Source organism: Bordetella genomosp. 8, from assembly GCF_002119685.1.
Classification (GTDB): Bacteria; Pseudomonadota; Gammaproteobacteria; order Burkholderiales; family Burkholderiaceae_B; genus Bordetella_C.
On sequence record NZ_CP021108.1, the window covers coordinates 3,399,748 to 3,414,379 of the forward strand.

At 63.6% G+C, this 14,632-nt stretch carries 15 protein-coding genes; 8 read left to right on the top strand and 7 right to left on the bottom strand.

Annotated features, from left to right (window positions below; translation table 11 throughout):
• Positions 1-49: 49 nt before the first annotated feature.
• The gene (locus tag CAL12_RS15405) at positions 50-1,000 is read right to left on the bottom strand and encodes a bestrophin family protein (protein WP_086065384.1); all 951 of its coding nucleotides are present in this window, start codon (positions 998-1,000) and stop codon (positions 50-52) included.
• A gap of 144 nt (positions 1,001-1,144) precedes the next feature.
• Here CAL12_RS15405 and CAL12_RS15410 point away from each other — a divergent pair, with 144 nt between their 5' ends.
• The 3 genes from CAL12_RS15410 to CAL12_RS15420 all read left to right on the top strand — a co-directional run bounded on the left by CAL12_RS15410 (position 1,145) and on the right by CAL12_RS15420 (position 4,772).
• On the top strand, positions 1,145-1,531 hold the full coding sequence (locus tag CAL12_RS15410) for a hypothetical protein (RefSeq protein ID WP_157793009.1): 387 nt from the start codon (positions 1,145-1,147) through the stop codon (positions 1,529-1,531).
• A gap of 188 nt (positions 1,532-1,719) precedes the next feature.
• Entirely contained in the window at positions 1,720-3,819 is a 2,100-nt protein-coding gene (locus CAL12_RS15415; protein WP_086065388.1) for a TonB-dependent receptor, read from the top strand.
• Positions 3,820-4,184: 365 nt separating this feature from the next.
• The gene (locus tag CAL12_RS15420) at positions 4,185-4,772 is read left to right on the top strand and encodes a C40 family peptidase (RefSeq protein WP_086065390.1); all 588 of its coding nucleotides are present in this window, start codon (positions 4,185-4,187) and stop codon (positions 4,770-4,772) included.
• Between the two features lie 51 nt (positions 4,773-4,823).
• Here the strand turns inward: CAL12_RS15420 and CAL12_RS15425 are convergent, their stop codons facing one another.
• Positions 4,824-5,597 (bottom strand): SDR family oxidoreductase, encoded by a 774-nt coding sequence (locus tag CAL12_RS15425; protein ID WP_086065391.1) that lies wholly within the window; start codon positions 5,595-5,597, stop codon positions 4,824-4,826.
• 110 nt (positions 5,598-5,707) lie between these two features.
• On the opposite strand from CAL12_RS15425, the gene gmk reads away from it, so the two are divergent.
• From gmk to CAL12_RS15440, 3 genes are read left to right on the top strand one after another with little or no spacing between them, the layout of a single operon-like run.
• A complete protein-coding gene (gmk, locus tag CAL12_RS15430; protein WP_086065392.1) occupies positions 5,708-6,355 on the top strand; it encodes a guanylate kinase in 648 nt (215 codons plus the stop codon).
• A gap of 54 nt (positions 6,356-6,409) precedes the next feature.
• Positions 6,410-6,613: a DNA-directed RNA polymerase subunit omega gene (gene rpoZ, locus CAL12_RS15435; protein ID WP_086065394.1), complete on the top strand. Its 204-nt coding sequence runs from the start codon at positions 6,410-6,412 to the stop codon at positions 6,611-6,613.
• A 20-nt stretch (positions 6,614-6,633) separates the two neighbouring features.
• On the top strand, positions 6,634-8,934 hold the full coding sequence (locus tag CAL12_RS15440) for a RelA/SpoT family protein (protein WP_086065396.1): 2,301 nt from the start codon (positions 6,634-6,636) through the stop codon (positions 8,932-8,934).
• A 20-nt stretch (positions 8,935-8,954) separates the two neighbouring features.
• Here CAL12_RS15440 and CAL12_RS15445 read toward each other — a convergent pair whose 3' ends face one another.
• On the bottom strand, positions 8,955-9,494 hold the full coding sequence (locus CAL12_RS15445) for a putative adhesin (protein WP_157793010.1): 540 nt from the start codon (positions 9,492-9,494) through the stop codon (positions 8,955-8,957).
• A gap of 293 nt (positions 9,495-9,787) precedes the next feature.
• Positions 9,788-10,690, bottom strand: coding sequence for a LysR substrate-binding domain-containing protein (locus CAL12_RS15450; RefSeq protein WP_086065400.1), 903 nt, complete (start codon positions 10,688-10,690; stop codon positions 9,788-9,790).
• A gap of 156 nt (positions 10,691-10,846) precedes the next feature.
• Here CAL12_RS15450 and CAL12_RS15455 point away from each other — a divergent pair, with 156 nt between their 5' ends.
• Positions 10,847-11,371: a sugar ABC transporter gene (locus tag CAL12_RS15455; protein WP_086065402.1), complete on the top strand. Its 525-nt coding sequence runs from the start codon at positions 10,847-10,849 to the stop codon at positions 11,369-11,371.
• On the top strand, positions 11,368-12,207 hold the full coding sequence (locus CAL12_RS15460) for an MBL fold metallo-hydrolase (RefSeq protein ID WP_086065404.1): 840 nt from the start codon (positions 11,368-11,370) through the stop codon (positions 12,205-12,207). Before CAL12_RS15455 ends, CAL12_RS15460 begins: the two co-directional genes overlap by 4 nt.
• Positions 12,208-12,330: 123 nt before the next feature.
• On the opposite strand, the gene glnQ is transcribed toward CAL12_RS15460, so the two are convergent.
• From glnQ to glnH, 3 genes are all read right to left on the bottom strand, one after another.
• Positions 12,331-13,059 (bottom strand): glutamine ABC transporter ATP-binding protein GlnQ, encoded by a 729-nt coding sequence (glnQ, locus tag CAL12_RS15465; protein ID WP_086065407.1) that lies wholly within the window; start codon positions 13,057-13,059, stop codon positions 12,331-12,333.
• Entirely contained in the window at positions 13,056-13,715 is a 660-nt protein-coding gene (gene glnP, locus CAL12_RS15470; RefSeq protein WP_086065409.1) for a glutamine ABC transporter permease GlnP, read from the bottom strand. Before glnP ends, glnQ begins: the two co-directional genes overlap by 4 nt.
• 146 nt (positions 13,716-13,861) lie before the next feature.
• The gene (glnH, locus tag CAL12_RS15475; RefSeq protein WP_086065411.1) at positions 13,862-14,626 is read right to left on the bottom strand and encodes a glutamine ABC transporter substrate-binding protein GlnH; all 765 of its coding nucleotides are present in this window, start codon (positions 14,624-14,626) and stop codon (positions 13,862-13,864) included.
• Positions 14,627-14,632 lie beyond the last annotated feature (6 nt).

Below are 14,632 nucleotides of genomic sequence, written 5' to 3' on the forward strand. Positions count from 1 at the left end.
GACCGGCGTATCGTGGACTGAAGACTGACCTGGAATCGGGAAGCGACGTCTAGTCCAGGCGATAGCGCGCGTCGGGAACCGGCACGGCGCGCAGTTCGGTGTCGCCCACGGTTTCCCGCAAGGAGCGTTCGATATGGATGGCCAGCGCATCCAGCGGCAGGTCGTTGGCGTCCTGCCCAAAGGGATCTTCCAGCTCGCCGGCGATGGTGTGCAGCGCCATGAAAGCGTAGGAGATGAACACGGCGATGACAGGCGTCGCCCATCCCACGCTTTCCACCAGCCCCAAGGGCAGCAGCACGCAATAGAAATACGTGGTTCGGTGCAGCAGGACTTCGTAGGGATACGGTACCGGCGTGGTCCGGATGCGCTCGCATGCACCGGACGCCTGGGTCAGCGTGTCCAGATGCGCCAACGCCGAGGCCAGCAGAACGTCACCGATGCGCCCCTCCCTATGCCAGGCGACGATTCGCCTCTGGACGAGCAACAGAACGCCGTGGGGGCGATAGGCCCGCGCCAGGATTTCGGCGGCCTGGGTCTCGCCGACGAGCTTGCGCAGGTCTTGCGCCGGATCGGAATCGCGCAGCTGATGCTTGAGCACTTGCACGAAGGCGGTGAGCAGCGCCACCACCTGCCGGGCATCCTGATCGCCCGGCCCGGGTACCGTGACGGCAAAGCGTGCCAGGTCGCGCGTGGTCGACGTCAGCGTTCCCCACTGCTTGCGTCCTTCCCAGTACCGTTCGTAGCAGGCGCTGTTGCGAAAGCTGGCGAAGATTGCCAGCGCCACGCCGATCAGGGAAAACGGCACCGGACTCAACGAAAAGAGGAAGGCGTCGCTGCTTCGGTAACCCCACAGGGCGGCCAGCGATAACGCGAAGATGATGGCCAATGGGACCAGGATGGTGTTCTGCACCGAGTTTTCCCAGGCGAACAACATACGGAACCAACCAGTTTTTGGGCGCACGATCATGGGCTCGCACCATACCGGCGGGCCGTGCCGCATGCAAGGAGTACTTCAGAATTCTCCCGGATCTGATATGAAATAATATATCATTACATAAGAGGGTGAAAAAGCATCGCCGGCTGTACAAGCCCCCTCTTCCAAATCATCCGGGGAAAGCAGTTGCCGCTGGCGCCCAGTCCGTTCATGTCATCAGCAAGGCGTCCGACCGTGCGCGTCGCCGCCTTGCTATGGCTATGGCTGACGGTGATCGTCGCGCCCGTGGGCGCGACCTTGCATGCGATGTCGCACCTCGCGCCGCGGACGGGCGCGGTCATCGCCACGCCCGCACGGGAACCTCGCGCGGAAGCCGGCGCCACGTTCGGCGACCAGCATGGCGCCGCGGCGCATTGCCATGTGTGCGATGAATGGCAATTCCTGGATCACGTCCTGCCCAGCATGGCGTTCACCGGCGATGCGCCGGCGCCGGCGGACTCCCCCAGCCCTCTGCCGCTGGCCATGCGCCTGGCGGTCGAAGCGCCATGGATCCTGGCGCGCGCGCCGCCGGGGCGTGAACCCGGCGGCGCCGCCTGACGCCAAGCCGGCGCGGCCCGATCGGCGCCGCCCGATCTGCGCCGCCCGGCCTCCTCGGGCCGGCCGGGGCGGCCCCACCTGCGCGGCGCCGCCGGGGCGCCGAGTCCCCGGCCGCCACACCTGCCCATATCGCTTCCACCTGACCGTTCCCCGGTCCGGCACGACCTCTTTTTGCCTGTGAAAAAACCATGTCTCAACATTCCCACGCCTTCCCGCTCGCGTTGTCGCTGAGCGCCACGCTGGCCATTTGCGCCGCGCCGGCGGCACGCGCCCAGGATGCCAACACGCCCGCGGCCGGCGCCAGCGCCGGCGCGCAACCGCCGACGGTGACGCTCCCCACCGTCATCACGACCGGCAACCCGCTGGGCAGCGCCGAGATCGCCGCGCCGACCACCGTCCTGGAAGGAACCGGCCTGGACCTGCGGCGCGCCGACACGCTGGGCCAGACGCTGAACGGCCTGCCGGGCGTGTCCACCACCACCTACGGCCCCATGGTCGGGCGTCCCATCATTCGCGGCATGGACGGCGATCGCGTCCGCATCATGAACAACGGCCTGGGCTCGGTGGACGCATCCTCGCTGTCCTTCGACCACGCCGTGCCGCTGGACCCGATGAGCGCCAGCCGCATCGAAATCGTCCGGGGACCGGCGGCCCTGCTGTATGGCGGCAACGCGGTGGGCGGCGTCGTCAACGTCATCGACGACCGCATCCCGACCGAGCCGGTCCAGGGCATCCATGGACAAGCACAGGGCGACTGGGGTGGCGCCAACAACAGCCGTTCGGGCGCGGTCCAGGTCGAAGGCGGTGACGGCAGGTTCGCCATCCGCGCCGACGCCTACGGCCGCGAGACCGACGAGCTGCGCATCCCGGGCTATGCCCGATCGCCCGCGCTGCGCGCCCAGGACGACCCGGACACGGACCAGCCACGCGGTCGGCTGCCCAACAGCGACGGCTCGGTGCACGGCGGCGGCGTGGGCATGGCATGGACCGGCGACAGCGGCTACGCGGGCATTTCCTACAGCGGCTACGACTCCGACTATGGGTCGGTGGCGGAAGACACCGTCCGCCTGAAGATGCGCCAGGAACGCTTCGGCGCCACGGGCAAGATCGACGACCTGGACGGTCCGTTCAAAAGCCTGAAGTTCGACTTCGCGTACACGGACTACACGCACCGCGAAGTGGATGACGGCGTCACCGGCACCGTGTTCAAGAACCACGGCTACGAAGCCCGCGTCGAAGCCCAGCATCGCGACCTGGGTCCGCTGCATGGCGCGCTCGGCCTGCAGGTCAGCCAGACGCGTTTTTCCGCGCTGGGCGACGAAAGCCTGGTGCCGACCACCGCCACCGATTCCTTCGCGCTATTCGATGTCGAACAGTGGGATGTGACGGACAGGCTGAACCTGAGCCTGGGCGGCCGCGTCGAGTACACGCGCCTGTCCCCCTCCGCCGGCGGCATCGACAAGTTCGACGCCGCGTCCAAGCGCGACTTCACGGCCGGCAGCCTGGCGCTGGGCGCGGTGTACAAGCTGGACAGTGTCTGGTCGTTGGCGGCCAACGCCTCCTATACCGAACGGGCGCCCACCTTCTACGAGCTCTATGCCAACGGGCCGCACGACGCCACCGGCCAGTACATGATCGGCGACCCTTCGCTGTCCAAGGAACGTTCGTTCTCCGGCGACCTGGGGCTGCGATTCAAGGACGGGCCGCACCATGGCAGCATCGGCGTGTTCTACAGCCACTTCCGCAACTACATCACCGAGGTGAACACCGGGCTGTTCACCGACGACGACGGCGACATCGTGCCGCGCGGCACCGACGATGCCTTGTCGCAAGCGGTCTACCGCGGCGTGCCGGCGGATTTCTACGGATTCGAAGCGGAAAGCACCTTCCGGGTCCTGGACCGCGGCGCGCACAAGCTGGATCTGCTGCTGTCGGGCGACTACACCAACGCCCGCAACAGCGACACGGGAGAACCGCTGCCGCGCATCCCGCCGCTGCGCCTGGGTTTCGGGCTGGACTACACCCATGGCGCATGGGGCGCCGGCGTGTCCTTCACCAAGGCCTTTGCCCAGCATCGCCATCCGGACAACGACGACAGCACCGCCGGCTACTACAAGCTGGACGCGGACCTGACCTACAGCTTCCGCGTCGACAAGACGCAATGGCAGGCCTACCTGCGCGGCACCAACCTGACCAACCAGGAGATCCGTTACGCGACGTCCGTCCTCCGCGATATTGCGCCGGAAGGCGGACGCGCGGTCATGGTGGGACTGCGCGCCAGCTTTTGATGGGATTTATATGCGAACGCGCGCGCTTTTTCCGCAATCTTTGCGCATGCCGACGCAAACTTCCCATGTGGCCCGACAACCCCGCGGCGCGCCACCGGCGGTAAGCCGATGGCCTTGCGATCGACCCGTCGAAGCGGCCAGGAATAAGGGAATCAGTCCTTATTCCGGCCGCTGTAACGGACGGATTTCAAGGGGCCGGAGGGTTGTCACCAATTGCCGCCAGGATGCGCGAGATAGCAAGATATTCCCCGCAGATGTAAGAATTATTTCCGTTGTACAATCCGATTCGCGAACTATTTCCGCATCCGCCGGCTTGAACGCAGTTGAAGCCACGCCATTCCACTCCGATTTTCTGAAGTGAAGTTATGACGCCGCCGACGAGACGCTTTACCTTTTCTCGAGTTTTCCTTCCCACCGCCCTACTGACCATCGCCCTCTCCAGCCTGCCCGGCACCGCCGGCGCGATGATTTCGTCAGACGCCATACCCAGCCTGAAGGGGCTTTCCCCGACCGACCTGCCCACCGTCCCCTCGCTGCGCGAGCGCGTGGTCGCCGCCGGCCTGGACGCCCTGGGCACCCGCTACCGTTACGGTGGCGACGATCCCGATACCGGATTCGATTGCAGCGGCCTGGTCAGCTTCATCTACAAGGAAGTGGCCGGCATGGACCTGCCGCGCCGCGCCCGCGACCAGCGCGCCGAAGGCCGCGCGGTGAAAACCGCCCAGCTGCAGCCCGGCGACCTGGTGTTCTTCGGCATCCGCCGCCAGAACCAGACGTCCCACGTGGGCATCTACATCGGCAACAACGAATTCGTGCACGCGCCGACGCGTGGCGAAAAAGTGCGCATCGATACGCTGGACAGCGCCTATTGGTCCAAGCGCTACAACGGCGCGCGCCGCTACATCACCCCCGGCGAGGCCGCCGGGCTGGCCGTGGCGTCGAACGCCCGATAGCGGGATCCCGCCGCCGGCCCTGCCGGTGGCGAGCACCGTCTTCCCCTCGCGTCAGCCGCGACCCAGGAACGGCATCTTGGTCGCCATGATGGTCATGAACTGCACGTTGGCATCCAGCGGCAGGGCCGCCATGGCCGCCACCGCCTCGCCGACATGGGCCACGTCCATGCGGGGTTCGGGGCGCACGGTATGGTCGGGCTGCAATACCCCCGCCACCATGCGGTCCGTCATGGGCGTCGCCGCGTTGCCGATATCGATCTGGCCGCAGGCAATATCGTACTGGCGGCAATCCAGCGAGATGGACTTCGTCAGGCCGGTCACGGCGTGCTTCGTCGACGTATAGGCGATGGAGTACGGCCTCGGCGTGTGCGCCGAGATGGATCCGTTGTTGATGATGCGGCCGCCGCGCGGTTGCTGATCCTTCATGATCCGGATCGCCGCCTGCGCGCACAGGAACATGCCGGTCAGGTTGGTATCGACGACGCTGCGCCAGGTCTCCACCGGCAGTTCCTCGATGGGCACCGCCGGCGCGCCCCGGCCCGCATTGTTGAACAGCACGTCCAGGCGCCCAAACGCCGCCTTGGCCTGCTCGAACAGATTGCGCACCGAATCCTCGTCGCAGACGTCGGTCGGCACCGCCAACGCCTGCCGCGCATCGGCGCCAGCCGCCGCGCGCGTTTCCTCCAGCGCATCGGCGCGACGTCCCGCCAGGGCGACGCGATAGCCTTCGGCCAGCAACTGCAGCGCGACGGCCCTTCCTATGCCGCTGCCCGCGCCCGTCACGATCGCAACCTTTCCTTCACCGCGCCTGCCATTCGGATTCATCTCAGTCTCCTGTAGGAAAATACCGGGCATCCTACTCCAAGGCACCACGCTGCGACGATTTGTTATCCTTTACATCCCGCGCGCGCCATGCCACCGAAACGCCGATAGAAATGCCTGTCTCCGGAACCCCCGCTACGCCTGGAAACGTTTTTATGGTCGTCGCGCCCAGCGGCGCGGGAAAGTCCAGCCTCGTGCGCGAATTGCTGCACCGGGATCCGGCGATCCGCCTGTCCATTTCGTGCACGACTCGGCCGCCAAGGCCCGGCGAGCAGGACGGCCGGGAATATCGTTTCGTCAGCGTCGCGGAATTCGACCGCATGCGCGAGGACAACGCCCTGCTGGAATGGGCGGAAGTCCATGGCAATTTCTATGGCACGCCGGTGGATGGCATCGCGCAGAGCACCCGCGACGGCCACGACGTGCTGCTGGAGATCGATTGGCAAGGCGCCCGCCAGGTCCGCCAGCGGTTTCCGGGCGCGATCGGCATATTCATATTGCCGCCGTCGATCGACGAACTGGAAAGCCGCCTGAAGGCGCGGGGCCAGGATTCGGATTCGGTTATCGCGCGCCGGCTACTGGCCGCCGGGGGCGAAATCGCCCACGCGCCCGAATGTGAATATGTTATTATTAATCAAGAATTTAGCGTCGCATTACAAGAGCTGACACAGATTGTCAATGCGGCCAGGTTGCGTTTCTCCTCTCAAGCCGTCCGCCACGCTCAGCTTTTTTCCCAACTGGGTATCTCGGCGCCCCACTGAGTCCAGGGCGCAACCTTCGGTATTCCATCAATTGTCGTATTTCAGGTGACCACTATGGCCCGTATTACCGTCGAAGATTGTCTGAACAACATTCCGAATCGTTTCACGCTGACCCTGGCCGCCACCTACCGCGCGCGCGAACTGGCCCAGGGCCATGCTCCCCGCCTGGATAGCAAGAACAAACCCACGGTAACGGCGCTTCGCGAGATCGCCAAGGGCATGACCGGCGCTGAAATGCTGCGGAAAGTGCCTACCTGAGCGCGGTCGGGAGGTGGCGCATGGCCTTCCCCGCACTGAAATCCGCCTCTACCGGCCTGCTTGCCGCGCTGCGCGCGGGCTCCCGCCTGGGCCGCCGGCCCGGGCGAAAATCCGGTAAGGCCGGGCCTTCGCCTATCGCGGCGGCGGTCCAGCAGGCCGCGGAAACGCCGGCCTCAGCCCCCGTCGCATCGCTGGCCCCGCTGACGGAGATCATCGGCAAGTACCTGGAGCCCAAGGACGTCGAGCGGGTGCGCGAAGCCTATCGCTTCGCCGACCAGGCCCATCTGGGGCAGTTCCGCGCCAGCGGCGCGCCCTACATTTCCCACCCCATCGCCGTCACCGAAATCTGCGCGGGCTGGAAGCTGGACGCCAACGCGCTGTCCGCGGCCCTGCTGCACGACGTCATGGAAGACCAGGGCGTCACCAAGCACGAACTGGCCGAGCGTTTCAGCCCTGAAGTCGCCGAGCTGGTGGACGGCCTGTCCAAGCTGGACCGCCTGGACTTCGCCACCAAGGCCGAACAGCAGGCGGAAAGCTTCCGCAAGATGCTGCTGGCCATGGCGCGCGACGTCCGCGTCATCCTCATCAAGCTGGCCGACCGGGTGCACAACATGCGCACCCTGGATGCCGTGGCCCCCGAAAAGCGTCGCCGCATCGCCCGCGAAACGCTGGAAATCTACGCGCCCATCGCCCATCGGCTGGGCCTGAACCTGCTGTTCCGCGAGCTGCAGGACCTGTGCTTCGCGGCCATGTATCCCAACCGCTACCAGGTGCTGTACAAGGCCGTGCTGGCGGCGCGCGGCAACCGCCGCGAAGTCATCAGCAAGATCGAGGACGCCGTGCGCGCCGCCCTGCCCGCCGCCGGCATCGAGGCGGAAGTCAGCGGCCGCGAAAAGACCCTGTACGGCATCTACCGGAAAATGGTGGACCAGAAAAAGACTTTCTCGGAAGTCCTGGACATCTACGGGTTCCGCGTCATCGTGCACACCCTGCCGGAATGCTATCTGGCGCTGGGCACGTTGCATCAGCTGTATCGCCCGGTGCCGGGCAAGTTCAAGGACTACATCGCCATTCCCAAGGTGAACGGCTACCAGTCGCTGCACACGACGCTGGTCGGGCCCTACGGCACGCCCGTCGAGTTCCAGTTCCGTACCCGCGACATGCATCACGTGGCCGAAGAAGGCGTCGCGTCGCATTGGCTGTACAAGAGCGCCGATGTCTCGCTGAACGACCTGCAGAAGCGCACGCACCAATGGCTGCAATCGCTGCTGGACATCCAGAGCCAGACCGGGGATTCCAGCGAATTCCTGGAACACGTCAAGGTGGACCTGTTCCCGGACGCGGTCTACGTATTCACGCCGCACGGCAAGATCATTTCGCTGCCGCGCGGGGCGACGCCCGTGGACTTCGCCTACGCCATCCACACCGATATCGGCAACCAGGCGGTCGCGGCCAAGGTCAACGGCGAATTCATTCCGCTGCGCACGGAGCTATCCAGCGGCGATACGGTGGAAATCATCACGTCGCCCGCTTCGCGTCCCAATGCCCAGTGGCTCAATTACGTACGCACGGGCCGCGCGCGTTCGGAAATCCGCCATTACCTGCGCACGGTCAAGTATGCCGAGTCGGTCGCCTTCGGCGAACGCTTGCTGACGCAGGCCTTGCAGGAACTGCATCTGTCGCTGCCGCCGGCCGACGATCCCGAGTGGGAAAAACTGGCGCGCAGCACCGGCGCCAGCTCGCGCGACGAAATCCTGGCCGATATCGGGCTGGGCAAGCGCCTGGCTGCCGTGGTGGCGCGGCGCTTCGCGCCGGAACACGAACTGATCGCCACCACCGCCGCAGCGGTGGACGAAATCACCGCCGCACGCAGCGCGCCCATCCTGATCCAGGGCAACGAAGGCCAGGCGGTGCAACTGGCGCCGTGCTGCGGTCCGCTGCCCGGCGATCCCATCATTGCCGGCATGCGGCTGGGACACGGACTGGTCGTGCATACCGTCGACTGCCCCGTGGCCATCCGCCAGCGGGCGCGAGAGCCGGAACGATGGATCAGTGTCGCGTGGGATACGCAAACCGCCAAGCACCTGTCCACGCGCCTGGACATCGTGACCCGCAACGAACGCGGCGTACTGGGCCGGCTGGCCGCGGAAATCACCGCGACCGACGCCAATATCGTGCACGTGACCATGCATGACGACGCGGTGGCCACGGTGTCGCTGCACGTCACCGTGCAGGTGGATAGCCGCAAGCACCTGGCGCAGGTGATCCGCGCGATCCGCCATGTGCCGCAGGTGCAGAAGATCGTCCGGGTGAAGGGCTGATCGGGTCAGCGCGTACCTTGTCATCGCACCATGTATGGCGGCCTGACGAACTGCTGCAGGGCCGGATATCGGCGGAGATCGCGGTCCCGCAGCGACCTGCAGAAAAAGCAATGGACTTTCGTGTACCCATGGCCTTGCGAACGCAGGTGCGCGAGCAGCTCGGATAGCAGCATGTGCTCGTGGGGCCCGTTGTCGTCCAGTTGTTCGATGGTGACAAGATCGTAGCGCGGCAGGCACTCGATGACGTGGTTGTAGTTCTCGCCCTTTCCTTCCGCGGGCCGTGACTGGATCTTGCTCAGCTCATAATCCAGGTAGCTATGCCCCGATGAACGAATCTCGTAGGGGCGCGCGGCGACCTGCTCCCGTATGAAGGCCTGGTCGACCAGGCACGTCTTGATGGCCGCGTAGTCGGGTCCGTAAAAATGCAGGGCCATGCCCGGCGGCACGATGTGCCTTCTTCTGCGGTCTTCCACGACATGGCTGCCGTGGGAGGAAATCACCAGTTCCGTATTCCTTCTGCCCTGCCACAGGACATAACGGCCATAGTGCGTGCTGGACACATACCTGTCCGGCCGCGCGGACGCCGTGCGCACGGATGTTGGAAACGCCCTGGCAGGACGCGAAACGGGGAAGGCGGTGGCAGGCTGCGAGGAAACAGGAAAGGTGGTGGTCAGGCGGGGCTTGAAGAGGTGATGGCCAGGCATGCGAGGAAATCCGTCTATAGGGCTGGAGGCTCATATGGTGCGGGTCCTCCACACTATGCAGAATGCGAAGAATCTGACACCACTCCCACCAGGCGCGTGGACGGCATGAAAAATGTCTGCTGTGGATCGGCTGTCCTATGGGCAGAAGGCTATGAATCAGCCATTGTCGTGTTCTTCGCTTCGTCCAGCACCCACTGGGCAAACGCTCGTATCGGTTCGCCGCTCAATTCGATCGGCTCGGGAAGGAAGAGGCAGAAGGTTTTGGCGATCGTGTTGCCCTCCGGCCACGGTGCGACCAATCGGCCAGATGCCAATTCCGTTTCAACGTAGAGGCGCGGCACCAGGGCCACGCCAAGACCGGCCAGCGCCGCTTCGATCAACATCGAATGAAGGTCGTAGCGCGCGCCAATCGCGGGATTGGCCAGCAGGATGCCAGTCTCTTGGGCGTAGCGTTGCCAGGCCTCGGGGTTCTGCCGTCGGTGTAGAAGTGGCAGGCTGTCCAACGTGGCTGCCCCTTTACCTCCCTTCACGAGCGTGGGGTGGCACACCGGCACCAACACCTCATTGAGCAGGCGGTGCATCCGCATGCCTGTCCAGGCGGCGTGCTCGAAATGGATTGCTGCATCGAATCCGCTTCCGGCCAGGACGAACGGTTCCATGCGCTCGGCGAGGTGCACCGTGATGTTCGGGTACTTCCGCTGAAATCGTGACAGACGGGGAATCAGCCATCTCATGGCGAAAGTCGGGATGGTGGCAATGTCCAGGCTTGCCCCGTCAGGAGGTTGCCCCATCAGGTACTGGCTGTCCCGATCCAGTCGGTCGAGCACTTCACGCACTTGAGTCGCGTAGCGTTCCCCATTGGGGAGGAGTCGGACCCGGTTGCCGATGCGCTCGAACAGCGTGACACCGAGGAATGCTTCCAGCCTGCCGATCTGCCGACTGATGGCCCCTTCGGTCAGAGACAGTTCCCCCGCTGCGCGGGCAAAGCTGCCATGACGGGCAGCTGCCTCGAACGCCATCAGGGCCGTGTTGCTGGGGATCTTTCGGCGCATGAGCGCGGCAGGTTCTGGCCTCGGCATTCGTTTTACCTTGATGTTTTATCACTGAAGCGTACCGAAAAATCGTTTTATGCGCTGACTTCAAGGACATACCATGACTAAACATCAACAAAGAGATTCGTGGGGCGTCAGGCTCCCGGTCGTGATCCGATGATCTATACAGTCGAATGCAGCTTTGCCGATCCAGCCACCGAAGCGGAATGGAACGATTTCTATAGCCTGGAGAAGTTGCCAGCACTCATTTCCGTAAGTGGATTCCATACCTCGCAGCGCTTCAAGGCGTTGAGTTCGGGTTGCCCGACCTACTTCGCCATTCATACGATTGATAGCCTCGATATTCTCCAGGGCGATGAATATCGCCAGAAAGGCGGTGGCAATTTCGCGCGCTGGCAACAGCACATTACAGATTGGCACCGCAATCTGTATGAAGGCCTTGACCGTGCTCCGGCCATCGGTGACGGCGAATACTTGCTGGCCAGTTCGGTCGGCCCCGAGCCGCTGGTCGAAATGGGCCTCGTGCCCCTCCCGATGCAGGCTGTCGCATTGGAAAAATTCCCCGAACATCGGTGGCTGGCGAAAGCACGCTCCATTGATCCAAGCGAGGGACTTCCGGAAGGTGTCTATCTCTACGAAGCGATGACGGCACAGCTTCCCGAAACTGAATCCAGACTATGACTAACATGAGCTTCCCGAGCCAGCAGATCGGAGAGTTTTCGATCACGGCAATCAGTGATGGATACCTTTCCGCGAGCCTGGATTTTCTCTCCAATATCAGCCCGGAGGATGCGTCAAAGTTGCAGCAAGACGCAGGCGTGAACGGTCCATCTTCTATTCACATCAATTGCTACCTGGTCCGAGGTCGTGGCCGCACGATCCTGATTGATGCGGGTGCGGGAGGATTCAAACAGTGGGGAGGCAAGCTGAAAGCGAACCTTGCATTTGCTGGGGTGCAGCCTTGCGACATTGATACGATTCTTCTGACCCATGCGCATCCCGATCACGTTGGAGGGCTGATCGATTCGTCGGGAGAGGTCGCCTTCCCCGGTGCGGAGCTGGTCGTGCACCAGCATGAGGTTTCCTTCTGGGAGGACGATGGGAATCTGAGTCGAGCAAGTGAGCGTGCGCGCGGGAATTTTCTTTTTGCTCGAGAAGTATTCGATAAATATCGGGCAAGGATGCGCACATTTAGCGATAACGAAGTTCTTCCCGGCATCAGTGCGATGCCTCTACCCGGGCATACCGCTGGACATTCCGGGTATCGCATCGAATCCGATCATCGAAGTCTGTTGGTATGGGGAGATATTGTCCATTTCCCTCAAATCCAGATTGCCCGTCCTGACGTATCCATTGCATTTGACCAAGACCCGATTCTTTCTGCCAATACACGATCCCGACTATTGGATATCGTAAGTTCAGATAAGCTCCTTATCGCCGGCATGCACCTCGGCGAACTTGGATTTGCACATATCGAGCGAACAGGCAATACATACAAAATTTCTTACGAGCCTTGAGGGAATTGAATCCAGGTCATTTCCCTCCGCCCCGCGTTGCTCTCATGGTGAAATGAAAAAAGCCGCCTCGAGGTCGAAGTCGAGGCGGCTTGGCAATGGAACGCCTGGTTATCGGGATTCCTGTCAGGCGACGTGCTGCAGGAAATCCTTCAGGCGCTGGCTGGGCGGATCGGACAGCAGCGTTTCCGGCGAACCGTCATGCGCCACCTTGCCGCCATCGATGAATATCAGGCGGCTGCCGACGCGGCGGGCGAACTCCATTTCGTGGGTGACCACCACCATGGTCATGCCCTCTTCCGCCAGGTCGCGCATCACTTTCAGGACCTCATGGCGCAGCTCCGGATCCAGGGCGGATGTGGGCTCGTCGAACAGCATCAGCTTGGGCTTGATGGCCAGCGCGCGGGCGATGGCGACGCGCTGCTGCTGGCCCCCTGACAGCTCGGACGGATAGTGGCCCATGCGCTGGTCCAGGCCGACCTTGGCCAGCAGCGCCTCGGCTTCCTGCCGCGCCTGCGCTCGCGCGATGCCGCGGGTATGGACCGGACCGAACATGACGTTTTCCAGCGCGGTCATCTGAGGGAACAGATTGAACTGCTGGAAGACCATGCCCGCCTCGCGGCGGATCTCGCGGATCTGCGCGGTATCGCCCTTGACGCTGAGCCCGTCGACCAGCAGGTCGCCGTCCTCGATGGTTTCCAGCACGTTGATACAGCGCAGGAATGTGGACTTGCCGGAACCGGAAGGCCCCACCACGACGACGACCTCGCCGGCCTCGATGTTCAGGGTGATGCCGTTCAGGACGGTGGACGCGCCGAAGCGCTTGATGACGTTCTTGAATTCAACCATGCTCATAGGATGCGCATCCTCTTTTCGGCGATCCGCAGACCCACGGCCATCAGGCCCGTGATGATCAGGTATATGACCGCGACGGCGGACCAGATTTCGACAGCGCGGAAGTTGCTGGCCATGATTTCCTGTCCCTGGCGGGTCAGCTCGGCCACCCCGATCACGATGAACAGCGAAGAGTCCTTGAGACTGATGATGCACTGGTTGCCCAGCGGCGGAATCATGCGGCGCACCGCCACCGGCCCGATGATGTGCGTCAGGATCTTGTGGAACGGCAGCCCCATGGCCTGGCCGGCTTCCTTCAGGCCCTTGGGTACGGACAACAAGGCGCCGCGCACGATTTCGGCGATATAGGCGCCGGAATTGATCATCAGCGTAATGATGGCGGCCAACTCGGCATCGATGCGCAGGCCTTTGGCGATCAGCGGCAAGGCAAAGTAGATGAACATCACCTGCACCACGATGGGCGTGCCGCGGATCACGGCGACGTAGACCAGCGCGATGATGGCGAAGAAGCGCGGCGCGTAGGCGCGCGTGACCCCGGCCAGCGCGCCCAGCAGGAAGCCGCCGATCAGCCCCCAGGCGGTGATCTTGATCGTCATCACCGTTCCGTCGAGCAAATTGGGCAAGGCGGCCCAGATCACGGACCAATCGAAATTCACATGTTTCCCCTGAGATAGGAACCCGCGCCAGCGATCGGCGTAGCGATCGAGGCAGGCGGCGCAGCCGCGGCGGGTGAATCGGAAGAATCAGCGGGTCGCTGGAAAGATGCGCGCACGAGGCGCCCGGCGACCCGCCGGGTCGTGGTTTATTGCGGCTTCTTGCCGAACCACTTGACGTAGATGGCGTCGTACTCGCCGTTGGATTTCAGGGTGGCCAGCGCCTTGTTCACCTCGGCGACCAGCGGGCTGCCCTTGGGGAAGGCGATGCCGTAGAAGTCGCCGCTCTTGACGTTGCCGACGACCTTCACGCGGCCTTTGCCGGCGGTGTTGGCGTAGTACTGGACATTGGGCGTATCGTGCACGGCGGCGTCGACCCGGCCGGTGGCCAGTTCCAGATACGCGTTGTCGATGTTCGGGAACAGCTTGAGCTTGGCGGTCGGGACGTTTTTCTGCATGTAGTCCACGGTGGCCGTGCCCGTCTTGACGGCGACGGTCTTGCCGCCCAGGTCGGCGGCGTTCTTGATATTGCTGTTGTCGGCATTGACCAGAATGGACAGGCCGCTTTCGTAATAGGGATCGGAGAAATCGATCACCTGCTTGCGGTCGTCGCGGATGGTGATGCCAGCCAGGGCGGCATCGATGTTCTTGGTCTGCAGGCCCGGAATGATGCCGTTGAAGTCCATGGGCTGCAGCTTGTACTTCAGGTTCAGCTGCTTGGCGATGGCAGCCCAGAGGTCGACGTCGAAACCCGTGTAGGTGTTGCCCTGCTTGAACTCGAAGGGGACGAAGGCCGTATCCGTGGCCACCACCAGTTCCCGGTCCTTGCCGCTCTGCGCGGCGGCGGGCGTGGCCATGGCGAACCAGGCAACCGACACCCCGGCCATCATCGCGGCGAATTTCTTATTGAGCATGTTCGA